Raw genomic sequence first — 25,798 nt, forward strand, 5'->3', positions numbered from 1 at the left:
CGGATGACGTCCTCGTCCATGTCCGTGTCCACCGGTTCCGCCCCGTCCCCGTCCCTCGGCCGGGCCCTTGAACTGCTCGCCGAGTTCCCGGTCGTCGACGGGCACAACGACCTCCCGTGGGCGCTGCGCGAACAGGTCCGCTACGACCTGGGCGCCCGGGACATCGCCACCGACCAGAGCGCACACCTGCACACCGACCTGGCCCGCCTGCGTGCGGGCGGTGTCGGCGCGCAGTACTGGTCGGTGTACGTCCGTTCCGACCTGCCGGGCGCCGTCACCGCGACGCTGGAACAGATCGACTGCGTACGGCAGTTGATCGACCGTCATCCGGCGGACCTGCGGGCCGCGCTGACCGCCGCCGACATGGAGGCGGCGCGCGCGGAGGGCCGCATCGCCTCGCTGATGGGCGCGGAGGGCGGACACTCCATCGACAACTCGCTCGCCGTGCTGCGGGGCCTGTACGCCCTGGGCGTCCGCTACATGACCCTCACCCACAACGACAACATCGCGTGGGCGGACTCGGCGACGGACGTGCCCACCGTGGGCGGTCTGTCGGCCTTCGGCCGCGAGGTCGTGCGCGAGATGAACCGCGAGGGCATGCTCGTCGACCTCTCGCACGTCGCGGCGACGACGATGCGCGACGCGCTGGACACGTCGGTCGCACCGGTCGTCTTCTCCCACTCCTCGGCGCGCGCGGTGTGCGACCACCCGCGCAACATCCCGGACGACGTCCTGGAGCGGCTGCCCGCCAACGGCGGTGTGGCGATGGTGACGTTCGTGCCGAAGTTCGTCCTCCAGGCGGCGGTCGACTGGACGGCCGCGGCCGACGAGAACATGCGGGCCCACGGCTTCCACCACCTGGACACGACCGCCGAGGGCATGAAGATCCACCGCGTGTTCGAGGAGAGCAACCCGCGCCCCGTCGCGACGGTGGCGACGGTCGCCGACCATCTCGACCACATGCGCGAGGTCGCCGGCATCGACCACGTCGGCATCGGCGGCGACTACGACGGCACGGCCTTCACCCCGCACGGCCTCGACGACGTGTCCGGCTACCCGAACCTGGTCGCCGAACTGCTCGACCGCGGCTGGTCGTCCGCCGATCTGGCCAAGCTGACGTGGCAGAACTCGGTGCGCGTGCTGGGCGCGGCCGAGGACGTGGCCCGCGACCTGAAGGCGCGGCGCGGCCCGTCGAACGCGACGCTGGAGCAACTGGACGGCTGACGTATCACCTACGGGTGTGCCCGCGGGCACACCCGTAGGTGCGTGCGGCCGGGGGCGTACCCCCGAACGCTCCACCCACCAGGAAGCCCCCCGGGCTCCGTGCAACGGTGGCGGTACTGCGATCACCGTCCACCCAGCGGAGGCCGTCATGGCAGAACTGCAGGACGAACTGCACCTCACCTCCGAGGTGGGCGAACTCGACCCGTCGGCCGTCTGGCCGGAGTCGGAGCCGGCGCTCCTCGGGACGCCCGGGCCGGCCGGCACGGCGGGAGGCGACCCGCTGGAGCGGGCCCACGCCTTCCTGGCCGCCCACCCCGTCGCCGACGGCTACAGCGGTCTTCCCTGGGTGCTGCGACACCTTCCCTGGTACGACCTGGAGCTCGGCGAGACCTCCGTGGACACCGACGTACCCCGGATGCGCGCGGGGCACGTCGGTGCCGTGTTCTGTTCGCTGCACCTGCCGGAGGGTCTTGCCGGGGACCGTGCCGTGGGCGCGACCCTGGAGCAGCTGGATCTGGTGAAGGCGGTGGTGCGGGCGCATCCCGAGGGCCTGCGCATGACGTACAGCGCCTCCGGTCTGACCGACGCCCGCAACTGCGGCCGCGTCGCCGTCGTGCTCGGACCCGCCGGAGCGGGCGCGCTCGGCGACTCGCTCGGCATCCTGCGCGCGCTGCACACCCTCGGCCTGCGGGTGCTCACGCTCGCCGGCGCCTCCTGGGCGAGCGAGGCGGGTCTGACCCGGTTCGGCGAGGAGGTGCTGCGGGAGATGAACCGGCTCGGCGTGCTGGCCGACCTCTCCGGCACCTCGGACGCCACGATCAGCCGTGCTCTCGCGGTCTCCAAGGCCCCGGTGGTCTTCACCCGTTCCGCGGCCCGCGCGCTGCGCCCCCACCCGGTCAACCTGCCGGACGACGTCCTCATCGAGCTGGGCGCCGCCAAGGGTCTGTGCCTCGTCCCGCTGACGGCCGAGCAGGCGGGCCCGTCCGTGCGCGACGTCGCCGACCACCTCGACCACATCCGCGTCCTCGCGGGCGCGGAGTGCGCCGGCCTTTCGGGGACGTACGACTCGGGGGCCGCCCATCCGCAGGACCTGTCCGACGCGTCCTGCTATCCGCGGCTGATCGCGGAGCTGATCTCCCGCGGCTGGTCCGCGTCCGACCTGGCCCTGCTCACCTGGGGGAACGTCCAGCGGGTGCTGCGCAGCGCGGACTTCACGGCCCGCGCCGCCCAGCAGCGCCGCGAGCCGTCCTCGGCGAGGATCGCGGAACTGGACGGCTGACGCCTTCCCCCGTCCGGACCCCGGTCAGCAGGCGCAGAGGCAGAAGGGGTGCCCGGCGGGGTCGGCGTACACGCGCCAGCCGCGCGAGCTGTCCTCCGCGTCGAGGGGTGTCGCGCCGAGCGCCAGCACGCCCTTCTCGGCCGCGTCCAGGTCCTCCACGGTCAGGTCCAGGTGGAACTGCTGCGAGGCGTCGGGCGCGGGCCACTTCGGCGGTACGTGTCCGGGCGCGGCCTGGAACGCCAGCGCCCGTCCGCCGGGCGCCTCCAGGTCGATCCAGTCGCCTTCGCCCTGGACCGTGCCGCCCAGCACCTCGGCGTAGAACCCGGCGAGCGCGCGGGGGTCGGGACAGTCCAGGACGACGGCGCCCAGCTTGGCGAGAGCCATTGACTTCCTCCCAGGGGGATGGGTTGCTCGTGGACCGCCGAGGAGTGAGTTACCCGTAGAGCGCCTCAAGCGGTAACGACGGTTACTGGATACTCCCGCATTGGAGGTAACGTCGCAAGCATGAGGACGCGACGATGAGTGAGAGGGCGCCCGCGCCCGGAGGGCTGGCCCTCGTGGAGGCGCTGGTGAACACCGTGGACCTGGCGTCGGGCGCCGATCTGCTCGACACGGCCGACGGCCGTGCCGCGTTCGGCGTCACGGAGCGGGACGTGGCCGGCGCACGGGAGCTGCGCGAGTCGCTGCGGGCCGTGTGCCTGGCGCACGCCGGACACCCGCCGCACCGCGCGGTGACGCCCCTGGGCGAACTGCTGGCACGGGCGCCGCTGTACGTGGCGGTCGACGAACGGGACGGCTCGGCCGCGCTCGCCCCGGCCGACACGGGGCCGCTGCTGTCCCGCGTGGCGGCGGCGGTGGGGGAGGCGCTCACCGAGGGCACCTGGCTCCGCCTCAAGGCCTGCGAACTGCCCGAGTGCCACTTCGCGTACTACGACCGCAGCCCCGCCGGCCGCGGTCGCTGGTGCTCGATGTCGGTGTGCGGGGCGCGCGCGAAGATGCGGCGGTACCGCGCCAAGTAGCCCGTCGCGACGGCGAGTCGGGCGGTCGCCGCTCGGGGGACGGCGAAGTGGTGCAGAATGCGACTGACGCCGGTCCGGCCGACTGAGCCTCGGCCGGACCGGCGTCACCCCTTCTTCGGCCCGCCGGCCTCCGGCGCGCCGCCACGGCTGCCTCAGGCGGTCGGGCGGCCCATCGCCCGGTACGTCCACCCGGCACGGCGCCACACCTCGGGGTCGAGCGCGTTGCGCCCGTCCAGCAGCACCCGGGCCGCGACGGCCTCGCCGAGCTCCGCCGGGTCCAGGTCGCGGAACTCGCGCCACTCCGTCAGGTGCAGCACGACATCCGTGCCACGCACGGCCTCGACGGCGGTGTCGGCGTACCCCAGCGTCGGGAAGAGGCGCCGGGCGTTCTCCATGCCCTTCGGGTCGTAGACGGTGACCTGGCCGCCCTGGAGGTGGATCTGCCCGGCGACGTTCAGGGCGGGCGAGTCGCGCACGTCGTCCGAGTCCGGCTTGAACGTCGCGCCGAGCACGGCGACCCGCTTGCCGAGGAAGGAACCGCCGCCGAGCGCCTCCCGGGCCATCTCGACCATCTGCCCGCGGCGCCGCATGTTGATGGAGTCGATCTCGCGCAGGAAGGTCAGCGCCTGGTCGGCACCCAGCTCGCCGGCGCGTGCCATGAAGGCGCGGATGTCCTTGGGCAGGCAGCCGCCGCCGAAGCCGATCCCCGCCCGCAGGAACTTCTTCCCGATCCGCTCGTCGTGCCCGATCGCCTCGGCCAGCCTGGCGACGTCGCCGCCCGCGGCCTCGCAGACCTCGGCCATGGCGTTGATGAAGGAGATCTTGGTGGCGAGGAAGGAGTTCGCGGACGTCTTCACCAGCTCGGCGGTCGGGAAGTCGGTCACCACGAACGGCGAGCCCACGGCGACCGGCGTCGTGTACACCTCGCGCAGCAGCTTCTCCGCGCGGTCGCTGCGCACGCCCACCACGATCCGGTCGGGGTGCAGTGTGTCCTGCACCGCGAAGCCCTCCCGCAGGAACTCCGGGTTCCAGGCGAGCTCGGCGTCCTCGCCGGCGGGTGCGAGCTCCGCGAGCCGGGCGGCCAGCCGGTCCGCCGAGCCGACGGGCACCGTGGACTTGCCGACGACGAGGGCCGGGCCGTGCAGGTGCGGCGCGAGCGATTCGAAGGCCGCGTCGACGTAGGACATGTCGCAGGCGTACTCGCCGTGCTTCTGCGGAGTGTTCACACAGACGAAGTGGACGTCGCCGAACTCCCCGACCTCGGCCCAGTCCATCGTGAACCGCAGCCGCCCGGTGGACCCCTCGATGCCCGCGACGTGCTTGTGCAGCAGCTCCTCGAGTCCCGGCTCGTACATCGGGACCTCACCCCGCTGGAGCATCTCGATCTTCTCGGGCACCACGTCGAGCCCGAGGACCTCGAAACCGAGCTCGGCCATGGCCGCAGCGTGCGTGGCGCCGAGATAGCCGGTTCCGATCACGGTGATCTTGAGGGCCATGGGTGCTCCTGGAGTGTGCGGCGTAGGTGCGCGCCCGAGCATAGTCGGGGCTTGGCCGGGCGCTTTCACGGGCACTTTTTCCCTGTCGCCAAGCTCACGTATCACTCGCGTGGGCGGAGCTCTAAAATTTGGGTTACTTAACGGTAGTTAGCGCCACCATCACAGCGTCCCTTGGAGCGTGAGAGACCTTGGCCGGATCGGCTGATTTCGACCTGTACCGCCCGTCCGAGGAGCACGACATGCTCCGGGACGCGATCCGTTCGCTGGCCGAGGCGAAGATCGCGCCGTTCGCCGCAGCGGTGGACGAGGAGGCCCGTTTCCCGCAGGAGGCGCTCGACGCCCTGGTCGCGAACGACCTGCACGCCGTGCACGTCCCCGAGGAGTACGGCGGCGCCGGCGCCGACGCGCTCGCCACGGTCATCGTGATCGAGGAGGTGGCCCGCGTCTGCGCGAGCTCCTCGCTGATCCCCGCGGTGAACAAGCTCGGCTCGCTGCCCGTCATCATCTCCGGCTCCGAGGAGCTGAAGAAGAAGTACATGGCGCCGCTGGCCAAGGGCGAGGGCATGTTCTCGTACTGCCTCTCCGAGCCCGACGCGGGTTCGGACGCGGCCGGCATGAAGACGAAGGCGGTCCGCGACGGCGACTTCTACGTCCTCAACGGCGTGAAGCGCTGGATCACCAACGCGGGCGTCTCCGAGTACTACACGGTCATGGCGGTGACCGACCCGACGAAGCGCTCGAAGGGTATCTCCGCGTTCGTCGTCGAGAAGTCCGACGAGGGCGTCTCCTTCGGCGCCCCGGAGAAGAAGCTCGGCATCAAGGGCAGCCCGACGCGCGAGGTCTATCTGGACAACGTGCGCATCCCCGCCGACCGCATGATCGGCGAGGAGGGCACCGGCTTCGCCACCGCGATGAAGACGCTGGACCACACCCGCATCACGATCGCGGCGCAGGCCCTCGGCATCGCGCAGGGCGCCCTCGACTACGCCAAGGGCTACGTCCAGGAGCGCAAGCAGTTCGGCAAGCCGATCGCCGACTTCCAGGGCATCCAGTTCATGCTCGCCGACATGGCCATGAAGATCTCGGCGGCCCGCGCCCTCACCTACCAGGCCGCCGCGGCCTCCGAGCGCGGCGACGCCGACCTCACCTACCTGGGTGCGGCCGCCAAGTGCTTCGCCTCGGACGTCGCCATGGAGGTCACCACGGACGCCGTCCAGCTGCTCGGCGGCTACGGCTACACCCGTGACTACCCGGTCGAGCGCATGATGCGGGACGCCAAGATCACCCAGATCTACGAGGGCACCAACCAGGTCCAGCGCATCGTGATGGCCCGCAACCTTCCGTAGCGCGAGGCCGTCGCCGACAGCCGGACGGCGTATCGCAGGCGAAAGCCCCCGGATGCTTCCGGGGGCTTTCGCCGTCTCGCGGGAGCGGCACGCGGGGCGGACCGTTCGCGTCCGCCCGATGGCGCGAGGTGCCCACCGGGCGTACCACGGTAGGGAACGGGGCCCGTCCCGGGCCTCATCACGCCCAGGAGCAGAGCCATGACCATGAACCAGTCCGGAACGATGACGGCCCTGAGCAAGGAGATGCAGGACTGCGTGCAGGCCTGCATGGCCTGCCACGGCATCTGCGAGGAGACCATGAGCTCCTGCATGCAGATGGGCGGCCAGGCCCAGATGCAGATCATGCGCGCGCTCATGGACTGCTCCGAGATGACCCGGATGTGCGCGGACATGATGATGCGCCGCTCGCCCATGTCGGCCGAGATGTGCGCGATGTGCGCCAAGGCGTGCGAGATGTGCGCCGAGGCGTGTATGGCCATGCCGGACGACCCGCAGATGATGCGCTGCGCCGAGTCCTGTCGCCGCTGCGCGCAGATGTGCCGCAGCATGGCGGGCGCCACGATGTGACCTCGCCCGTCCCCCGGTCACTCGCCCCGGCCCCGCGGGGCCGTCGGGACCCCGGACGCGACTGGGCCCCGCCGAACGGATCGGCGGGGCCCAGTCGCGTGTCGGTGCGTCCGCGAGGAACGGCCGGGTACCGGCTCAGTTCCCCGAGACCGTGACCTTCTCGTCGTTCTTCAGCTGGTTCACCAGCGTCTTCACCTTCGCCTTGTCCCAGACGAGGTTGCCGTTCGCCGAGCCGGAGATCGGCATGTTCATGGACTTGCCGTCGCCGCCGGTGACGCCCTTCATCGCCCAGAACATCTCGCCCAGGTCCCACAGGCTCATGTCCTTGTCGACGGTGAGGCTGTCGAGGCCCGCGCTCATGGTCGGGTAGAGCTTGAAGGGGTTCAGGACGGTCGAGGGCGTCGCGACCTGGTGCGCCAGGGCGGACAGGAACTTCTGCTGGTTCTTCGTGCGCTGGAGGTCCGAGGCCGCGAAGGCGTGCCGGGTGCGGACGAAGGCGAGGGCCTGCTCGCCGTTGAGGGTCTGCTTGCCTGCCTGGAAGTCGGCGCCGGAGTACTTGTCCTTGAAGCCCTTGTCGAGGTTCATCTCGACGCCGCCGACCGAGTCGACGATGTTCGCGAAGCCCGCGAAGCCGATCTCCACGTAGTGGTCGATGTGCAGGCCGGTGTTGTACTCGATGGTGCGCACGAGAAGCGTCGGGCCGTCGAACGCATAGGCCGCGTTCAGTTTGTTCGCGCCCAGTGGGCCCTTGATCTTGCCGGACTCGGACCCGCGGAACGTGGGAATGGTGACGTTCGAGTCACGCGGCAGTGATATCAGGGTGTCGCCGTTGCCGCCGACGTGAAGGATCATCATCGAGTCCGTGCGCTTGCCCTCGGCGGACCCGGTGTGCAGCTTCTTCTTCTCCTCGGCGGACATGCCGGCGCGGCTGTCTGAACCGACGATCAGGTAGTTCGTACCTTCGCCCGTCTCGGGGCGGTCGATGACCTTGGAGAGATCCACGTCACGGTGGAGCTTGGAGTCGGCCCAGAAGTACGTGGAGACGGAGACCACGACCAGCAGTGTGACCAGGGTGATCGCGGTCCACTTGATCCGGCGGCGCCAGTTCGGGCGCGGACGGTAGTTCTGGTAGTCCGGGTCCGCGTCGTTGTCGTTCGGAACGAAGCCGCCCCGGCCGCCGCCGTAGACCTGGCCCGAGTTGTAGCCCGAGTCGTACCCGTTGTCGTATCCGTCGTCGTACCCCTGCCCGTCGACGTACGACGGCTGTCGGGGCACGCCGCCGTACGGCGGGGCGGCCGGACCCGGACCGGGCGTCGCCGGGCCGCGCCGTACCTGCCGCATCACGCGGGCGCTCTCAGGCTGTGCGCCTGCGCTGCCGCGTCCGTAGCGGTTGCCGCCGTTGTTGCGGTTGTCGTCGGACCACGCGTCGGGCCAATCGTTCATGCGGACCAGTGTGCAGGGCCGCACGGTGTGTCTTACAAGAGACGGGGGAGATCTGGGTCACGCCTGTTGCAGAGCTGATGCAAAGCAACCCCTTGCGTGGCGCGGCATAAGGTGGACGCCATGACGAACCAGGCCGCCAACCCGGAATCCGATATTCCGGGCAAGCCGACATCCGCGTCGCGGACCACCCTCAGCCACATCATGACCCACAACGACACCAACCTTCTGGGAACGGTGCACGGTGGCGTGATCATGAAGCTCGTCGACGACGCGGCGGGCGCGGTGGCCGGGCGGCACTCCGGCGGGCCCGCCGTCACCGCCTCCATGGACGAGATGGCCTTCCTGGAGCCCGTCCGCGTGGGCGACCTCGTCCATGTGAAGGCTCAGGTGAACTGGACCGGTCGTACCTCGATGGAGGTGGGCGTCCGCGTCCTCGCCGAGCGTTGGAACGAGTCCACGCCACCCCAGCAGGTCGGCTCGGCCTATCTCGTGTTCGCCGCCGTCGACGCGGACGGCAAGCCCCGGCGCGTGCCTCCGGTGCAGCCGGAGACCGAGCGCGACGAGCGGCGCTACCAGGAGGCGCAGATCCGCCGCACCCACCGGCTCGCCCGCCGCCGGGCGATCATGGAGCTCCGTGAGAAGCGGGCCGCCGAGGGCCTCGACGACTGACCGTCCCCACCCCTTCCACGGAGCCGGCCGCCCTCCGGTTCGGTCGCCGGCCCGCCGGATCCGGGACGGCTTCACGCGCGGGGGTCACGGACACACCACCTGGTCGCCCGTCGTCGCCCCGAACTTGCCCCGGTACGGGTCGTCCGCCCGCACCCGTTTCACCTTCTCGAAGTCCGACCCGGCGGTCACCTTCAGCAGCGCGCCCTGTCCCTTGACCTCGCGCAGCTCGGCACCGGGCAGCGCGGCCGCCAGCGACTTCGCCGAGCGGTCCCAGCGGGGGTCGTAGGAGACGACGGTGCGCCGGGCGGTACGGTCCGCGGCGTTGGTGGGCCGGCGCGTGGTGCGGAACCCGGTGGACGCGAGCGCGCTGTCGACGCGCTTGCCGAGGCCCGCCGTGCCCGTCCCGTTCTCCACCTGGACCTGGATCTGCTGCGGCGCCACGTCCACCGGCCGCGCCTCGGACCGGCGCGGCCTGGGGGCCGCGAGCGGCTTGTCGTCGCGCAGCGCCGTGAACAGGTTCCGCGACTTCGCCCCGTCCCACTTCAGGGTCGAGCCGATGCCCTTGACGACGTATCCCATCTGCCCGATCGGCACGGTGGTGAACTCGGACGAGGAAGGCGAGAAGTTCCGCATGGCCCGGCCGAGATCGAGCAGCTCGTCCGTGCCGAAGCCCTTGTCCGCACGGACCGAGCTGAGCACGGCCCGGGTCATGTCGCGGAACTTCATCGGGTTCATCAGCACCCCGGACGACGTGGTCTGCTCGACCAGCGCCGCGAGGAAGCGCTGCTGACGCTGCATCCGGCCCAGGTCCGAGGCCCCGTCGACATGCCGGGACCGTACGTACTGGAGCGCCTGTCCGCCGTTCAGCGTGTGCGAGCCCGCCGCCAGGTCGAGCCCCGTGTACGAGTCCTTCAGCGGCTGTGTGGTGCAGACGCGGACGCCGCCCAGCACGTCCACCGTCTTCATGAAGCTGGTGAAATCGACCTCCAGATAGTGGTCGATCTTCACGTGGGTCATGTTCTCGACCGTGCGCACGGTCAGGTTCGGGCCGCCCTCCGCGTACGCCGCGTTGAGCTTGAGCGGGTGCGGGCCGTGCCGCTTGCCGGTGGTCTCGTCGGTGTGCTCCGGCGTCTCTGCGTAGGAGTCGCGCGGCAGGCTGACCACGCTGGCCCGCTCCCGGTCCTCCGAGATGTGCACGATCATGATCGTGTCCGTGCAGTGGCACGGCGCCCCGCCGAGCCGGTACCTGCGCCGCTCCGTCTCCGTGATCCTGTCCCGGCCGTCGGTGCCGACCAGCAGCACGTTCATGCCGTGGCCCGCCTCGGGCCGGTTCTTCATGTCCCTGAAGGGGTCGACCCGGGCGATGTCCTCGTCCAGGCTGGTGACCACCGCGTGCCCGATGCCCGCCGAGGCGAGGACCACCACGGACAGGGTCGTCGCCATCCGCATGGCCCAGCGCGGCTTCCTGCGCCGCGCCGGGGGCCGTCCGGAGGACCGCACGTCCGGCCTACGCGCGCGGGGCGGCTGCGGGTGGCGCTGCGGGCGGGCGGGGGAGCGGCGCGGCGTGGGCAAGGGGGACACCTCCGGCAGGCCCTGGGCGTGGGGATCCGTGAGCACCGTAGGCCGATACGATCTGCGGCCCGCGCCTTAGGCCGGGCGGCGCGCGCCCGTGTCCCCCATTCGCGGTAACGTGACGTCCGATGAGCGAGAAGTCTGACGTGCGGTCCCCCGCCGTGTCTGTGATCATGCCCGTCCTCAATGAGGAGCGGCATCTGCGCGGGGCCGTCCAAGCGATCCTGGCGCAGCAGTACGACGGCGAGATGGAGGTCGTGATCGCCCTCGGTCCCTCCACGGACCGGACGGACGAGATCGCCGCCGAGCTGGTGCGGGACGACCCGCGGGTGCACACCGTGCCGAACCCGACCGGTCGTACCCCCGCCGCCCTGAACGCCGCGATCAAGGCGTCGCGGCACCCCGTCGTGGTGCGCGTCGACGGCCACGGCATCCTGTCGCAGAACTACATAGCGACCGCCGTGCGCCTGCTGGAGGAGACCGGCGCGCAGAACGTCGGCGGCATCATGCACGCCGAGGGCGAGAACGACTGGGAGCACGCGGTCGCCGCCGCGATGACCTCGAAGATCGGTGTCGGGAACGCCGCCTTCCACACGGGCGGCGACGCCGCTCCCGCCGAGACCGTGTATCTCGGCGTCTTCCGGCGCGAGGCGCTGGAGCAGCAGGGCGGCTACAACGAGGAGTTCATCCGCGCCCAGGACTGGGAGCTGAACTTCCGGATCCGCGAGGCGGGCGGCCTCATCTGGTTCTCGCCCGAGCTGCGCGTGTCCTACCGGCCGCGGCCCTCCGTGAAGGCGCTCGCCAAGCAGTACAAGGACTACGGGCGCTGGCGGCACGTCGTCGCGCGCTACCACGAGGGCTCCATCAACCTGCGCTACCTCGCACCGCCGACCGCGGTGTGCGCGATAGCGGCGGGCCTGGTCGTGGGCGCGGCACTGACCCCCTGGGGCTTCGTCGTCCCCGCCGGCTACCTCGCGGCCATCGCGCTCGGCTCGCTGCCGGCCGGCAAGGGCCTCCCGCTGAAGGCCCGGGCGCAGATCCCCGTCGCCCTCGCCACCATGCACATGTCGTGGGGCTGGGGCTTCCTCACCAGCCCGAAGGCGCTGGCCAAGAAGGTCATCGCGTCCCGTCGCCCGGCGGTGCTCGGTGCCGTGGCCGAGTCCTCCGCCGAACCGTCCGCCGGCTCCCACTGAGCCTGCGCGCAAGCGAGTCGGGCCCCTCTCGCATGTGAGAGGGGCCCGACTCGCGTACGGGACCGTGCGACCGACCGCGCCGCTACCAGCTGTAGGCGGGATCGACGTGCATGCAGGCCTTCGTGTCCGACCCCTTGTCGAGCTTCGCCGAGGACGGCATCGAGTCGTCGTCCTTCGGGGCCTTGTACGTCGAGCCGACCCGCCAGTCCGCCCCGACGACCAGCGTGACCCCGGAGACGTCCGCGGACTTCTCCACCGCCTTCGACGGGACGCCGAGGGCCTTGGCGAGGCGCAGGGCGTCACCCTCCAGGTCGGCGCTCGGGAAGCGGATCAGCGTGGTCTCCTCGGCGGTCGCCGTCGTGCGGTCGGCGGTCGTCTGCGTGAAGCCCTTGCCGACGAGGAGTCCCGCCACCGTGCTCGCCCGCCCGCCGACCGGCGCCAGCGTGTCGGTGCGGGTGCCGTTCTGCACCTGCACCGCGATCTGGTCGTCGGCGGCGGCCGGGTCCTGCGACGTCCGCTCCTTGGCCTTCTTCTTCCCGTCGCCGTCCAGCGGGATGTCCTCGCGCAGCAGCCGCCAGACCTTGTCCGCGTCGTTGGCCTTGGGCAGCACACGGACGTTGCCGGGGGCGTACACCCACGGCATGGTGGTCATGTTGATGCGGCCGGTCGGGACCTTCTTCAGCTCCTTGCTGAGGTCGTAGAGCTTGGTCACCGTGCCCAGGCCGTTGTCGACGGTCAGTGCCTCGGTGGCGGTCTCCGCGAGGTCCTTCAGCTTGCCCGGGTTGCTGAGCGTGGCGTTCTCGCGCAGCTGGCGCACCATCGAGTTCATGTACTGGTGCTGCGCCTTGGTCCGGGCGATGTCCGTGCCGTCCTCGAACCCGTACCGCGTGCGCAGCCACTGGAGGGCCTGCTTGCCCTTGACGGACGTGGTGCCCTTCTCCAGCTTCAGCCCGGAGCCGTGGCCGTTGGAGGTGTGCGAGTAGATGCTGGCGTCCACGCAGACGGGGACGCCGCCGATCGCGTCGGCCATCGAGACCACGCCCGAGAAGTCGACCATGATGAAGTGGTCGATGTGGATGTCGGTCAGCTTCTCCCACGTGGCGACCGTGCAGCCGGGGCCCCCGCGGCCCAGGGAGTCGTTCGTCATGGTGAGCGATGTGCTCGCGGGATACGTCTTGTCGGTGTCGGGATCGGTGCACTCGGGGATCTGCAGCAGCGTGTCGCGGGGCATGCTCACCACCGACATGTTGGTGCGGTCCGCCGACAGGTGCAGCAGCATCTGGACGTCGGCGCGCGGCGCCGAGTTGAAGGTGTCCTTCGCCCCGCCGAGCTTCTGGTCCTCCTTGGAGTTCCGGCCGTCCGAACCGATCAGGAGGATGTTCAGCGGCGTCTGGCCCGCCGCGTTCGGCTTGGACTTGGCGGCGCGGTCCTTCTCGTCGCCGATGTTGAGGTCGTCCTTCTTGATGTTGCCGTTCAGATGCCGGTAGTAGAGGTAACCGGCGCCGGCCGTGCCGAGTATCAGCAGGGCCAGGACCGTGGCCGACCAGCGCAGTATGCGACGTCGGAGTCGCGGGCGCCCCCCGCCCCCGTGCCGGCGGCCGCCTCCGCCGCCGCCGTGTCTGCCCTGAGTCCGCGGTGCCGTGTCGCCGGCCGTACGACTCCCCTTGTCGCCGGCCGGTTGAACGCGTTCGCCGTTCTCCTCGTACAGACTGTCGTCCCAGCCGGGTTCGCCGGCTCGTCGGACGCGTGGTCGTGTTCCCTCCCCACGCACACTGCTCTGCGCCATCTCCCTGCCCCTCCCCACCCTGCGCCTGACAAACGGGTCCGTCCCGTGCCCGTCCGGACGTTCCTCCTGTCCCGCCGGGCACTTACCGGGCCCGGCGGGGCACTTCTCACGTCCGATCGCACACGTCTCGCGTCCTGTTAGACGCTTGACGGACCCGTTAGGTCATCAGCTGGCGCACACCGTCTTGTCCGCGGTGGACTTGTCCACCTCGGGCGCCTTCGTCGGAGCCGTCATCGGCACCCCGGCACCCTTGAAGTCCTTGCCCAGGGTCAGCACGATCGCGGGCAGACCCTGTGAGTTCTTCTCGCTCTTGCCCGGCTTCATCGCGGAAGCGGGCAACCCCATGAGATCCGCCAGTTTGCGTGCCTGGTCGGCCTGGTCGGGAGAGTACTCCAGGGTCGTCCTGCTCAGTGTTTCACCTGCGTTTCCGAGCTGGCTGGCCTTGAGTACGCCCTTATCATTCTGCAGCCAGTTGAGAGTTTCCTGTGCGGAGCCGGCGGCGGCACCACCGTTGTAGATGTCGACGCGGATGTCGGCGGCGGCGGACCGGGAGCCCTTGAGACGGGCGGCCACCGAGGCCTTCTCCTTCTTCTGCTTCTGCTTCACCGCGGTGAACGACACGTCGTTCTTGATGGCGTCGAAGACCTCGGGACCCGTCGTCGGGTTCACGATCACCGTCTTGTGGACGACACCGTCCGCGGGGTTGTCGAGCACCGGCACCGTGGTGAACGAGATGTTCTTCGTCGGCACCTTCTTCAGCTCCAGTGCCATGTCCTTGAGCGTGCTCACCTTGCCGATGCCGGTGTCCACGGTCAGCGCCTTGGTGGCGGCCTCGGCCAGCTTGACCAGCTTGGTGGGGCTGGTGAGGGTGTCGCTGGAGCTCATCTTGCGCATCAGGGAGCCCAGGAACTGCTGCTGCACCTTGATGCGGTCCAGGTCGCCCTGGTTGCCGAAGCTGTGCCGGGTGCGCACGAAGGCGAGGGCCTGCTCGCCCTCGATCGTGTGCTCGCCCTTGGAGAGCTTGAGGTGCGAGTCGGGGTCGTTGACGTCCTTGGCCAGACACACGTTGACGCCGCCGACCGCGCTGGTCAGCGTCTTCACCGCGTTGAAGTCGGCCATCATGAAGTGGTCGACCGTGATGCCGGTGACCGCCTTGACCGTGTCCATCGTGCAGCCCGGGTTGCGCCCGGACTGTCCGAGGCTCGTGTTGAAGCGGACGTTCTCGGTGCCCCCGATGATCTTCTCGGTGCCGTCGGGCTGCTTGGACTTGCAGTCCGGGATGTCGACGATGAGGTCGCGCGGAATGCTCATCGCGGTCGCGTTCGTCCGGTCCTTGGAGACGTGCAGCAGGATGTTGGTGTCGGCATGACCGACGCTGTTCTTGTCCCCGTAGCCCTCGTTGCCCTTACCGGTGCGCTTGTCCGTACCGATGATCAGTATGTTGAAGGCGTCGTCCTTGCTGAAGCCGCTCTTGCCCGAGCTGCCGATGTCCGTCGTGTTGACGTTGCCCTCGAGGTGCTTGAGGTAGGCGTAGGCGGCGGCCGAGACACCCACCAGCACGAAGGCCATGGTGCCGCCGGTCCACAGCAGTATCTTCTTCGCCTTCGACTTCTTCGGTTTGCGCTGCGTGCGCGAACGCCGGCGTCCCGGAGCGGGCTCCGGGGGCTCCGCACGCCGCCGCCGCGGGCCGGGCACGTCGGTGCCAGGCGCCTCGCGGGACCGGCCGGGCGCCTCGCGGTCACGCCCCGGCGCGGTGCGGGCGCGAGCTCCCGAAGGAGATCCCCTCCGCGGCCGGGGCACTCCCGACTGCGGTGCGGAAGGGCTCAGTCGCAGTTCGTATTCGCCGGTGTTCGGGTTGAGTACCCACTGGTCTGCGGGGTCGATGTTGTCCGCCCGCCCACGGCCTTGCGCGTCCACGGTTGTCTGAATCCTCCGTCGGGGCCACGCGGCGCCTTCCCCCCTCAAAAGGCGCTCGGGTCTGGTCAAGCAGTGCGCGACCCCCAGGACGGACCTCGTGGCCGGGTGCACCGGATCGCTCACACTATCCGCCCAGTTCAGCGTGGAGCGACGGCCGTGACAAATTCAACTTCCCTACAAGCGGGCAATCCGACCTATTTCTCAGAGACTTCTTGGCGCAACAGTTCCCCGGCTTGGTGTGCGCTTTACCCGCAGGCGTCCTCCGCCGCCGTGTTCCCCCGGAAAGTCGGCACGGGTTTCGGGCTGCCGGTGGAGTCGCCCGCCGGGATTCCCGTCGACTTGTCGTCGCCGTCCGACTCCGCACTGTCACCGGACGCGGGGCAGGAGCAGGATGTTTGGGATGAACCGGTCTTCACGTCCTTTTTCCCCGCGAGTTGGGCGGAGTCCTCGGGCAGGTCCTTCGAGACCTTCACGGGCGTGTCCGAGCGCAGCCGGCTGAAGAGCTCCCGCGCCGCGGGCTGCACGAGCTGGTCGCGATTGGCGTTGCCGGAGTACGACGTCCGCGGCACCGTCAGGAACTGCATGTGTTCCGTGGGGATGTTGCGCATGCCCCGGACCAGGTCGTACAGCCCCCGCAGGCTCGCGAGGCCGGGGTCCGTCGTGAGCGACGAGGTGGCCGCGTCGAGGACGGGGTACAGCTTCGCGGGATTGAGCAGGACGTCATTGCTGCGCACCTTGTTGACGAGCGCGCCGAGGAAGCGCTGCTGGCGGTCCATGCGGTCGGTGTCGCTGCCGTTGCCGATGCTCTTGCGGGCACGCACGTATCCGAGCGCCTGTTCGCCGTCGAGCTCGACCTTGCCCGCGGGCAGCTTCAGCTTGGCGTCCTTGTCGGTGATGGGGGCCTTCAGGCACACCTCGACGCCGTCGACGGCGTCGACCATGTCCTTGAAGCCGTGGAAGTCGATGACCATGTGGTGGTCGATGCGGATGTCCGTGAGCTTCTCGACGGTGCGGATCGTGCACGCCGAACCGCCCACCTCGAAGGCGTAGTTGAACATCGCGAACATGGGCTGGGTGCGGGTGCCGTCCGGTCGCCGGCAGCTCGGCACGTCCACCATCAGGTCGCGGGGCAGCGAGACGGCCGTCGCGCTGTGCCGGTCCGCCGCCAGATGCAGCAGGATCGTGGTGTCCGACCGCTCGGTCCCGGAGTCCCGGCCGTACTTCCCGTTCCCGTCGCCCGAGCGCGAGTCCGAGCCGATCAGCAGGATGTTCTGCGCGTCCCGCACCAGCGCGGTGGGCCGCTCCTTCTCGTAGCGGGCGAGCTCGGCGGCGGCGGCCTCGTCCGGCGTGATGTTCGCGTTCAGCTTCTCGTACGCCGCCCAGCCGGCCCCGACGGCACCGAGCACCACGACGGCGACGCCGATCGCCGTGTAGCGCAGCCAGCGCCGCCGGCGGCGTATGACACCCGTCCCGGTGGGCGACGCGCCCAGCCCCGGCCCTGCTCCGCGTCCGGTGGGCGATCCCTCCGGATCCTGCCCCTCCGGTCCGGAGGGCGTCCCTGCGCTGTCGTTCACGGCTGGGTCCACCCCTCAGGCGTGCGAGCGTGTCGAGTCATGGCGTACGAACGTGTCGAGCGTCGTGTTCGAACTGCTCCTACGACCATGTCCCGGCCCGGGGGTCGGGGGGTGCCGCTGATAGGCCGAATGGGGGACGCGCCCAGGCGTGCGGCGGCCGGCGCCCGCCTGCCGCCGGGGTGTCCTCAGCGCGCGGTCGCCGTTACCCGTTCACTCTCGATCCGCTTGGCCAGCGCGTCCTCGCCGAGCTGCTCCAGATGGCGGCACAGGACCACGGACCCGCCGGTCGACAGCGCCGCGTACAGCCCGGCGCTGAGGCCCTCCCAGGTGTCGTACGGCAGCGCCGACAGGATCCGCGAGCCGGGCCCCGTCAGGTCGAGCCCGGGGGCGTCGGCGCGGGCCCGCTCGACGACCTCGGCACCCGTGTACTCGGCCCCGGCGACGATCAGCGCGGGCTCCTCCGGGTCCACCGGCGCGTACGGCTGGAAGCGGTCGCCCTGGGTGGGCACCTCCACCGCGTAGTCGGCGTACCCGGCGGGCGGGGTCGGGAAGCGGCGGCCCAGCGGTGCGAGCGAGAGGGCGATGCGATCGCCGGAGCAGGCCAGCCCCGCGTCGAACCGTCCCGGTCCGGCGACGACGTGGTCCGCCGCGGCCGGGTCGCCCGCCACGTCCGCGATGACGCCCACGGACGAGCAGGCGAGCAGCCACACGGCCGTCTGCCAGTGGGCCGGCAGCAGCAGCGCGACCCGGTCGCCGGGCGCGGCGGACAGCTCGTCCTGGAGCAGATTGGCGGTCTTGGCCACCCAATTGGCGAAGGTGGCCACGGACAGTTCGACACGTTCGCCCGTGGCGTCGTCGTAGAAGGTCACCAAGGGGCGCGCGGGGTCCGCGGCGAGCGCGGATCGCAGCAGGTCGGCGGGGGTGCGGTCGGTGGCGTTCACGCGCGCAAGCGTACGCGGGGGCGGCGCGTCGGGCGGCCCCGCCGCTTCACCGGTTCGGGGGAGCGTGTGTCCGACGGCCCGTCACATCATCGATGGACAGATATATATGACTTTGTCCAGGATCAAGGGCATGCGTGGATTCCTTGCTTCCTCGGCCGGCGTCACATGCGCGGCCGCACTCGCCCTTCCGCTCGCCCTGCCCACCCCGGCACAGGCCGGGCCGTCGGCGGGGACGTCCGAGGCCGCCGTACCCGGCAGCACCCGGTCCCTCCCGCTCGTGCCGCTCACCGGCACCCGCTCCGCCGCTCACGCACAGGGGCTCACCCGTCGCGACGTACGCCCGTTCTCGCTGGTCGGCGTCACCTGGGACGACCCGAGAAGTGAGCTGCACGGCCGTGTCCAGGTGCGCACCCGTGCCACCGGCACCGGTCGATGGTCCGGCTGGCAGGACGTCGAGACGCACAACACGCACGGCCCCGATCCGGACACCGCCGAAGGTGAGTCGGCGCGGATGCACGGCTCCACGGCGCCGCTGTGGGTGGGTGACTCGGACGGCGTCGAGGTGCGCGTCGAGGCCCAGAGCGACGACCGGACGACGGTCCCCGGGGAGTCCCCGCTCCCCAGGGGCCTGCACCTCGAACTCGTCGACCCCGGCGCGGACCCCGTGGACAGGGTCCAGGACGGCCTGCGCGAGGGAGCGAGGGCGCTCGGCGAACCGGCCCCCGACGCTCCCGAGGACGACTCGATCGCCCGCACCGGCCTGCAGTCGGGGGAGAGCTTCGCCACGTCCGTCGCCAACGCCGACGTCGTGCCGCTGGGCGCCACCGAGATCCCCGCGCTGTCCAAGGGCCGGACCGAATTCGAGTACAGCGCCGCGCACCCGGAGGAGCAGCGCGCGAAGCCGTACGTCGGTGCCCGCCCGCACATCGTCACCCGGCGCGGCTGGGGCGCCGACGAGAGCCTGCGCGAGAGCGGCTTCGTCTACACCAAGAAGGTCAAGGCGGCCTTCGTGCACCACACGGCGTCCGGCAACAACTACAGCTGCTCCCAAGCCCCTTCGGTCATCCGCAGTATCTACCGCTACCACGTCGAGAGCAGTGGCTGGCGGGACATCGGCTACAACTTCCTCGTCGACAAGTGCGGAAACATCTACGAGGGCCGGGCCGGGGGCGTGACGAAGGCCGTCATGGGCGCGCACACCCGCGGGTTCAACAGCAACAGCATGGGCATCGCCGTGATCGGCAGTTTCGACAGCTCCAAGCCGCCCGCCGCCGCGGTCACCGGCATCTCGAAGCTGACGGCGTGGAAGCTCGGCCTCTTCGGGGCCGATCCGCGTGGCAAGACATACCTGAAGTCGGGTGGTGGCAATCTCTACCGAAAAGGAAAGAACGTACGACTGAACGTGATCTCCGGCCATCGTGACGGCTTCGCCACCGACTGCCCAGGAAAGAAGCTCTACGGCAAGCTCGGCTCGGCCAGAAAGGCGGCGGCCCGTTACCAGGGCCGGTAAGCATTCTTGAGGAGCCGCGACGACCCCGGGACAACCGGGCGCGGCAGAGGTCACCTGACGTCGTACCGGGCCATCGAAGGTCACCGCACCGCCATCGAAGGCGCCATCCAACGGTCTGCATACACTGGCCGGCCGAAACACAGTTCGGCCGGTCCCGGCAGGAAGCAGAGACGACAGGTGACAGAAGCGATCCTCCTGGTCGGCGGCAAAGGCACCCGGCTGCGGCCGCTCACGGTGCACACCCCCAAGCCGATGGTTCCGGCGGCTGGGGTCCCCTTCCTCACACACCAGCTGGCGCGGGCGAGAGCGGCCGGTGTCGACCACATCGTCCTGGCCACGTCCTACCTGGCCGAGGTGTTCGAGCCGTACTTCGGCGACGGTTCCGCGCTGGGTCTCCACATCGAATACGTCACGGAGGTCGAGCCGCTCGGTACGGGCGGCGCCATCCGCAACGTCGCCTCGCGCCTCCACTCGGCCCCCGGCGACCCGGTGCTGATCTTCAACGGCGACATCCTCACCGGCCTGGACATCCCCGCCCTGGTGCGCACGCACGAGACGAGCGGCGCGGACGTCTCCCTGCACCTGACGCGGGTGACCGACCCGCGGGCGTACGGCCTCGTCCCCACGGACGCCACGGGACGCGTCACCGCCTTCCTCGAAAAGCCCCAGACGCCCGAGGAGATCGTCACCGACCAGATCAACGCGGGCGCGTACGTCTTCCGCCGCTCGGTCATCGACACGATCCCGGAGGGCCGGCCCGTCTCCGTGGAACGCGAGACGTTCCCCGAACTCCTGGCCACCGGCGCCCACCTCCAGGGCATGGTGGACTCCACGTACTGGCTCGACCTGGGCACCCCGCAGGCCTTCGTGCGCGGCTCGGCGGACCTCGTCCTCGGCCGCGCCCCTTCCCCGGCCGTTCCCGGCCGCTGCGGCGACCGCCTGGTCCTGCCCACGGCCACGGTCGCCCCCGACGCCAAACTCACCGGCGGGACGGTGGTCGGCGCCGACGCGTACATCGGCGAGGGGGCCCGGATCACGGGCAGCACGATCCTGTCCGGCGCCGTCGTCGAGCCCGGCGCGATCATCACCGACTCCCTCGTCGGAGCCCGCGCCCGCATCGGCGAACGCACCGTCCTCACCGACGCCGTCATCGGCGACGGCGCGGTGGTGGGCCCCGACAACGAACTCCGCCAGGGTGTACGCGTCTGGTGCGACGCCCACATCCCCGCGTCCTCGCTCCGCTTCTCCTCGGACCAGTAACCCCCGCACCCCGGTGGGCCCGAGCCCGCACTCGGCCCCACCGGGGACGATCAGCCCCTCCGGGGACCTATCAGCCTCTCCGGCGTTCGAGGAGCGGGAAGCCCCCGTGGCCGGACACGGGCTGGGGCAAGATCCAGCCCCCTCGCGGAGGAAAGCGGAGGCACCTGTCAGCCCCTCCGGCGTTCGAGGAGCGGGGGTCCAGGGGGCGGAGCCCCCAGGCGGGGCACGGGGCGGAGCCCCGGAACACGGGACGGGTAGGGGCGGAGGGGGCGAAGACCGGCCCGAGCACGGCGACGGCGAGCGACGACGGCGAGCGACAACGGGGAGCCGAGCCCCGGCCGGACGAGCACGCCACCCACCCGCGCCCCCGCGCGAACTAGAGCCGCCCGATGTCCCACTTGGGCATCTTCGGCACGCGCCGCCCGGGCACCCGCCCCGACAACAGAATGAACCGAGCGGCCCGATGCCGCTGCCCCGCATACGGTTCGAGCAGCGACAGCATCACCGCGTCGTCCGCATCCCGGTCCCCGGCCAGCGCGTACCCCACGATGCCCGGCAGATGAAGATCCCCCACGGTCACGGAGTCCGCCGCGCCATGACTGCGCTGCACGACCTCCGCGGAGGTCCACGGCCCGATCCCGGACACCAGCTCCAGCCGCTCCTGCGCCCGCGCCGGCTCGAAGGTCACCGCCTCCTCCAGCCGCGCCGCGACCCGCACGGCCCGCAGGATCGTCGAGGCCCTCTTGTTGTCCACCCCGGCGCGATGCCATTCCCAGGAGGGGATCAACGCCCAGGTCCGCGGCGCGGGCATGACGTACATCCGCTCCGGCGCGGGCCCCGGCGCGGGCTCCCCGTACTTCCGTACGAGCAGCCGCCAGGCCCGGTACGCCTCGTCGGTGGTGACCTTCTGTTCGAGCACGGACGGGATCAGCGACTCCATCACGAGCCCGGTGCGCGTCAGCCGCAGTCCCGGCCGCCGGTGGCGGGTGTGGGCGAGCAGCCGGTGGCGCGGTTCGAACGCGTCGGGGTCGTCGGAGGCGCCGAGCAGGTCGGGGAGCCCGTCGAGCAGCCATTCGGCCCCCGGCCCCCACGCCTCGCCCCGTGCCACCGTGCCGCGCAGGGAGACCCGGAGCGTCCCCGGCCCGGCGGGTGTGCGGGTGGCCCGCCACACGGAGCCGTCGGGTGTCGCCCGGAACGTCGGATCGGCGGGCCCGCGCCGCAGCGGCCCGAGCACGAGCCCGAGGTCGAGCGGTCCGGGCGGCGTCCAGGTCCGGCTGCGCACGGGCCCGTCGGTCTGCCGGGGCATGCCGTGGGGTACGGCGACGTGCCCGCCGCGCACCGTCGTACGCGTCGGCCGAGGAGTGAATCGTCCAGCCACGGATGAGGTCCTAGTCGGGTCCTGTGCGGGGCCCCGGGGGTCACGGGGACGAGGGGCGCCCTATGAGGGTAGGCGCTGCGCGCGGACGGCACCCGTGGTTCCCCGCGGTGCCCGGGTCGGGCTCAGCGCACCACGACGAATGCGTCCGCCTCGCGCCCCGGCCGGGCCTTCGGCTCCGCCGCCGCGTGCCCGACGGCCACGGCGCCCATGGGGTCCCAGCCCTCCGGCAGCCCCAGCACCTCCCGTACGACGTCCCGGCAGAACATCGTCGACGACACCCAGGCGGACCCGAGCCGCTCCCCGGCCAGCGCGACCAGGAAGTTCTGCACACCGGCGCCCGTGGCGACCACGAACATCTCGCGCTCGGCCCCGTCGCGGCGGGCGTCGCCGTACGTGTGGGAGCCGTCCATCACCAGGCACGGCACCACGAGGTACGGCGCGTTGCGCAGGACGTCCCCGCGCCGCACCCGCTTGGCGATGGACTCCTCGCTCTTGCCGTCGCGCCGCAGGTCCGCGATCCAGGCGTCCCGCATGGCGTCGAGCAGTCGCGTACGGGACCCCTCGGACTCCAGGAGGACGAACCGCCAGGGGGTGGTGTGGTGCGGTGCCGGCGCGGTCACCGCGGCGGCTACGGCGCGCCGGACGGCACCGGGGTCGACGGGTTCGTCGGTGAAGGCCCGCACGGTGCGCCGCTGGGTCACCGCCTCCCGTACCGCCTCCGAGGTGCCCAGCCGGAACATGTCGTCGTGCGCGCCGCGCACCAGCGCGCGCGTGCCCTCGCCGTCGTCCTCGGCGGTCACGTGCGGCAGCCCGCGCAGGACCGCGACGGGCAGCCCGGCGGCCTTGCCCTTGACCAGGTCGCCGGCCGCGGCGAGTTCGTCGGCGGTGGCGACGACGGTCGCGCTGAGCGGATTGCCGTGGGCGTCCGTGCCGCCGCGCAGGTCGTCCAGCACCTGGATGCCCGCGGCGCCGATGGCGACGTCGGTGACCCCGGTGCGCCAGGGCCGCCCGAAGGTGTCGGTGATCACGACGCCGACCCGGACGCCGAGGGCGTCCCGCAGTCCGTCGCGGACGGCCCGCGCCGACGCGTCGGGGTCCTCGGGCAGCAGAAGTACGGTCCCGGCGGGGGTGTTGGACGCGTCGACGCCGGCGGCGGCCATCACGAGGCCCTGCCGGTTCTCGACGATGCGCAGGGCACCGCGCCGCGCGACGACGCGGACGGTCTCGGCGTCGATGGCGGCCTCGCGGTCGTCGGCGACGACGATCCGCCCCTCCGCCTTGGAGACGATCTTCGAGGTGACGAGGAGTACGTCCCCGTCGACGAGGCCGGGCTCCGCCGCGGCGACGAGCTTCGCGAGGTCGTCGCCCTGACGCACCTCGGGCAGCCCTTCCAGCGCCCAGACCCGGTAGCCCGCGACACCGCGCGCGGTGGTGTCCGCCGGGCCCTCGCCCGCCGCGGACGCCTCCTCCGGGGGCAGTTCCGCGGTCATGACGTCCGTACCTCCTCGGCCAGGGCCAGCGCCTCGCGCGCCATCCGTGCCGTCGCGTCGAGGTCGGACATCATCAGCGGCACGGCGCGGCAGCGGATGCCGGCCGACTCCACGCGCTCCACGGCGGACGCGTCGACGGTGTCGACGAGCCAGCCGTCGAGGAGCCCCGAGCCGTAGTGCTCGGCGACCGCCGCAGCCGTGGACTCGACGCCCACCGCGGCCAGCACCTTGTCGGCCATCCCACGAACGGGTGCGTCCCCGACGATGGGGGAGAGACCGACGACGGGGACCCCCGCGTCGGCGATGGCCTCGCGGATTCCGGGCACGGCGAGGATCGTGCCGATCGAGACGACGGGGTTGGACGGCGGGAAGAGGACGACGTCCGCCTCGGCCAGGGCTTCGAGCACCCCGGGCGCCGGCTTGGCCTGCTCGGCGCCGACCGGCACGATCGCCTCGGCCGGCACGGAGGCCCGCAGGCGCACCCAGTACTCCTGGAAGTGGACGACCTTGCGCTCGCCGGGGCCGGTGGGGTCGTCGGCGGGGAGGGTGACGGCGACATGCGTCTCGACGCGGTCGTCGGACATGGGGATCAGGCGGACGCCCGGCTTCCAGCGGTCGCACAGCGCCTCGGTGACGGCGCTGAGCGGATAACCCGCGCCCAGCATCTGCGTCCGCACGATGTGCGTCGCGAAGTCGCGGTCGCCGAGTCCGAACCAGTCGGGTCCGACGCCGTACGCCGCGAGCTCCTCCTTCAGGTGGAAGGTCTCCTCGGCGCGACCCCAGCCCTGTTCCTCGTTGATGCCGCCGCCGAGCGTGTACATCACCGTGTCGAGGTCCGGGCAGACCTTCAGCCCGAAGAGGTGGATGTCGTCGCCGGTGTTGCCGATGACCGTGATGTCCGCGTCCGGCACGGCCCGCTGGAGACCACGCAGGAACCGGGCACCACCGATACCGCCTGCCAGAACCACAATGCGCATGGGGTTCAGTCTGGCAGGCGGGTACGACAACGCATCAGGGCGGTTACGAGACCTCGGGCACGGCCGTCACGAGACCTCGGCCACGGCGCAGCGGGCGTTGGGGGTCGCGCCGGCCGCACGCTGATCGGCTTGGGGGCGCATCGGCATCTCGGTGAGGCCGGGGTAGTAGATGTGCAGGCTCACGGCCGGTTCCAGCGAGTCGTTGACGACATCGTGGACGTAACCGGGGGCGAACACCCGCTGCGCGCCGGACTCCAGCGCGCGCGGTCCGCGGTCGGTGCGCTCGGTCAACGCGCCTTCCAGGACGGTCAGTACGCCGGACGAGGGACCGTGGTCGTGCGGTCCGCTGCCCTGCCCGGGCACCCAGGACAGCAGCCACACCTCGTAGCCGGGACCGGTGTGCAGCCGGTGGTACCAGCGCGACGTCGCGTCGAACCGGACGAGGTGCTCCCACCGGGAGCGGTCGGCGGCGATCGAGCGGGCGAGCCCGACGAACTCGGCCACCGTGGCGGGGTGCTCGCGCGGCGGCTGGAGGAGGTGGGGTACTTCGAGGATGTCGCCGGCGATCTGCAGGTCGCTGTCGCTGTTCATGGATGCGGTGGTTCCTCGGCGGGAGAGTGCTGGGGTGTCGCTGACCGTGTCCGCCCGGTTCACGGACGGGAGGGATGCCCTGGTGCGGGCGTGCGCCCCGGGAGGGGCGGAGGATTCGCCTCAGTGGCGGCGAGGCAGCCGGAGCGCGGTGGGGCTCAACAGCTGCAACAGCAACAGCTACAGCGAGCGCGGGCAGCACCGTGGGACCCGGCGGTGCGGGTCGAGGTGAGCGCCAAGTTCGCGAGCATGCCCTCAAGGACACCGGTTCACACCTTCACTGTCAACTTGATGTCCAAGATGTGGGAGATGTTTCACCTCATCCGGTTCACCTGGCAGGCGAAAGGTTTGTTCAGGAGCCGCCCGGGACACATGGCGCACAACCGGGCGCACAAACCTCGCTGCGACCCCGTGATCCAAATGTGATCCGGTTCGCTTCGGAGTCCGTGTCGGAACGAGATCGAACTCCCGGTCGTCCTTCCCGGTGAGGGGTGGGACGTCCGGCCTGGACCCCTTGGGCTGTCAGGGTTTATGCCGATTTGAACACTTTCCGCATAGCCTTGGTTCCG

General features: G+C 71.1%; 21 protein-coding genes. 9 read left to right on the plus strand and 12 right to left on the minus strand.

The window, feature by feature from the left end:
- Window positions 1-3: 3 nt before the first annotated feature.
- Together ACZ4IF_RS32510 and ACZ4IF_RS32515 are read left to right on the plus strand one after the other, a co-directional pair.
- On the plus strand, window positions 4-1,224 hold the full coding sequence (locus tag ACZ4IF_RS32510; RefSeq protein WP_467569299.1) for a dipeptidase: 1,221 nt from the start codon (window positions 4-6) through the stop codon (window positions 1,222-1,224).
- 148 nt (window positions 1,225-1,372) lie between these two features.
- Window positions 1,373-2,503, plus strand: a complete 1,131-nt coding sequence (locus tag ACZ4IF_RS32515; RefSeq protein WP_467569302.1) for a dipeptidase — start codon at window positions 1,373-1,375, stop codon at window positions 2,501-2,503.
- A 24-nt stretch (window positions 2,504-2,527) separates the two neighbouring features.
- Here the strand turns inward: ACZ4IF_RS32515 and ACZ4IF_RS32520 are convergent, their stop codons facing one another.
- Window positions 2,528-2,887 (minus strand): VOC family protein, encoded by a 360-nt coding sequence (locus ACZ4IF_RS32520; protein WP_467569304.1) that lies wholly within the window; start codon window positions 2,885-2,887, stop codon window positions 2,528-2,530.
- A 134-nt stretch (window positions 2,888-3,021) separates the two neighbouring features.
- Here ACZ4IF_RS32520 and ACZ4IF_RS32525 point away from each other — a divergent pair, with 134 nt between their 5' ends.
- Window positions 3,022-3,522, plus strand: a complete 501-nt coding sequence (locus ACZ4IF_RS32525; protein WP_467569307.1) for a CGNR zinc finger domain-containing protein — start codon at window positions 3,022-3,024, stop codon at window positions 3,520-3,522.
- A gap of 152 nt (window positions 3,523-3,674) precedes the next feature.
- On the opposite strand, the gene ACZ4IF_RS32530 is transcribed toward ACZ4IF_RS32525, so the two are convergent.
- Complete coding sequence (locus ACZ4IF_RS32530) at window positions 3,675-5,018, minus strand: UDP-glucose dehydrogenase family protein (protein WP_467569310.1); 1,344 nt, start codon at window positions 5,016-5,018, stop codon at window positions 3,675-3,677.
- 188 nt (window positions 5,019-5,206) lie between these two features.
- Between ACZ4IF_RS32530 and ACZ4IF_RS32535 the strand changes: the two genes are divergently transcribed.
- Both ACZ4IF_RS32535 and ACZ4IF_RS32540 read left to right on the plus strand, forming a co-directional pair.
- A complete protein-coding gene (locus ACZ4IF_RS32535) occupies window positions 5,207-6,364 on the plus strand; it encodes an acyl-CoA dehydrogenase family protein (RefSeq protein ID WP_345658312.1) in 1,158 nt (385 codons plus the stop codon).
- A gap of 198 nt (window positions 6,365-6,562) precedes the next feature.
- Window positions 6,563-6,931 (plus strand): four-helix bundle copper-binding protein, encoded by a 369-nt coding sequence (locus tag ACZ4IF_RS32540; RefSeq protein ID WP_359501319.1) that lies wholly within the window; start codon window positions 6,563-6,565, stop codon window positions 6,929-6,931.
- Window positions 6,932-7,066: 135 nt separating this feature from the next.
- Here the strand turns inward: ACZ4IF_RS32540 and ACZ4IF_RS32545 are convergent, their stop codons facing one another.
- Window positions 7,067-8,374, minus strand: a complete 1,308-nt coding sequence (locus ACZ4IF_RS32545) for an LCP family protein (protein WP_467569315.1) — start codon at window positions 8,372-8,374, stop codon at window positions 7,067-7,069.
- A 120-nt stretch (window positions 8,375-8,494) separates the two neighbouring features.
- Here ACZ4IF_RS32545 and ACZ4IF_RS32550 point away from each other — a divergent pair, with 120 nt between their 5' ends.
- On the plus strand, window positions 8,495-9,043 hold the full coding sequence (locus tag ACZ4IF_RS32550; RefSeq protein WP_359501323.1) for an acyl-CoA thioesterase: 549 nt from the start codon (window positions 8,495-8,497) through the stop codon (window positions 9,041-9,043).
- A gap of 84 nt (window positions 9,044-9,127) precedes the next feature.
- Here the strand turns inward: ACZ4IF_RS32550 and ACZ4IF_RS32555 are convergent, their stop codons facing one another.
- Complete coding sequence (locus ACZ4IF_RS32555; protein WP_467569319.1) at window positions 9,128-10,615, minus strand: LCP family protein; 1,488 nt, start codon at window positions 10,613-10,615, stop codon at window positions 9,128-9,130.
- Between the two features lie 128 nt (window positions 10,616-10,743).
- On the opposite strand from ACZ4IF_RS32555, the gene ACZ4IF_RS32560 reads away from it, so the two are divergent.
- Complete coding sequence (locus ACZ4IF_RS32560; protein ID WP_467569322.1) at window positions 10,744-11,808, plus strand: glycosyltransferase family 2 protein; 1,065 nt, start codon at window positions 10,744-10,746, stop codon at window positions 11,806-11,808.
- Window positions 11,809-11,890: 82 nt separating this feature from the next.
- On the opposite strand, the gene ACZ4IF_RS32565 is transcribed toward ACZ4IF_RS32560, so the two are convergent.
- From ACZ4IF_RS32565 to ACZ4IF_RS32580, 4 genes are all read right to left on the minus strand, one after another.
- The gene (locus ACZ4IF_RS32565; RefSeq protein WP_467569325.1) at window positions 11,891-13,594 is read right to left on the minus strand and encodes an LCP family protein; all 1,704 of its coding nucleotides are present in this window, start codon (window positions 13,592-13,594) and stop codon (window positions 11,891-11,893) included.
- A 165-nt stretch (window positions 13,595-13,759) separates the two neighbouring features.
- Window positions 13,760-15,511 carry an LCP family protein gene (locus ACZ4IF_RS32570; protein ID WP_467569328.1) on the minus strand — a complete coding sequence of 584 codons (1,752 nt, stop codon included), beginning with the start codon at window positions 15,509-15,511 and terminating at the stop codon, window positions 13,760-13,762.
- Window positions 15,512-15,756: 245 nt separating this feature from the next.
- Window positions 15,757-17,085, minus strand: a complete 1,329-nt coding sequence (locus tag ACZ4IF_RS32575) for an LCP family protein (RefSeq protein ID WP_467569330.1) — start codon at window positions 17,083-17,085, stop codon at window positions 15,757-15,759.
- A gap of 185 nt (window positions 17,086-17,270) precedes the next feature.
- A complete protein-coding gene (locus ACZ4IF_RS32580) occupies window positions 17,271-18,026 on the minus strand; it encodes a TIGR03089 family protein (protein WP_467569333.1) in 756 nt (251 codons plus the stop codon).
- A 130-nt stretch (window positions 18,027-18,156) separates the two neighbouring features.
- Between ACZ4IF_RS32580 and ACZ4IF_RS32585 the strand changes: the two genes are divergently transcribed.
- Entirely contained in the window at window positions 18,157-19,536 is a 1,380-nt protein-coding gene (locus ACZ4IF_RS32585; RefSeq protein WP_467569335.1) for a peptidoglycan recognition protein family protein, read from the plus strand.
- A gap of 177 nt (window positions 19,537-19,713) precedes the next feature.
- Entirely contained in the window at window positions 19,714-20,796 is a 1,083-nt protein-coding gene (gene manB, locus ACZ4IF_RS32590; RefSeq protein ID WP_467569338.1) for a mannose-1-phosphate guanylyltransferase, read from the plus strand.
- A 376-nt stretch (window positions 20,797-21,172) separates the two neighbouring features.
- On the opposite strand, the gene ACZ4IF_RS32595 is transcribed toward manB, so the two are convergent.
- The 4 genes from ACZ4IF_RS32595 to ACZ4IF_RS32610 form a co-directional block, all read right to left on the minus strand.
- Complete coding sequence (locus tag ACZ4IF_RS32595) at window positions 21,173-22,174, minus strand: DNA-3-methyladenine glycosylase family protein (RefSeq protein ID WP_467569340.1); 1,002 nt, start codon at window positions 22,172-22,174, stop codon at window positions 21,173-21,175.
- 122 nt (window positions 22,175-22,296) lie between these two features.
- Window positions 22,297-23,664, minus strand: coding sequence for a coenzyme F420-0:L-glutamate ligase (locus ACZ4IF_RS32600; protein WP_467569342.1), 1,368 nt, complete (start codon window positions 23,662-23,664; stop codon window positions 22,297-22,299).
- Window positions 23,661-24,641, minus strand: coding sequence for a 2-phospho-L-lactate transferase (gene cofD / locus ACZ4IF_RS32605; RefSeq protein WP_028803834.1), 981 nt, complete (start codon window positions 24,639-24,641; stop codon window positions 23,661-23,663). The genes ACZ4IF_RS32600 and cofD overlap by 4 nt, the downstream gene beginning before the upstream one ends.
- A 66-nt stretch (window positions 24,642-24,707) precedes the next feature.
- The gene (locus ACZ4IF_RS32610) at window positions 24,708-25,232 is read right to left on the minus strand and encodes a cysteine dioxygenase (protein ID WP_467569344.1); all 525 of its coding nucleotides are present in this window, start codon (window positions 25,230-25,232) and stop codon (window positions 24,708-24,710) included.
- Between the last annotated feature and the right edge of the window lie 566 nt (window positions 25,233-25,798).

This window comes from Streptomyces sp. NPDC025784, assembly GCF_055558435.1.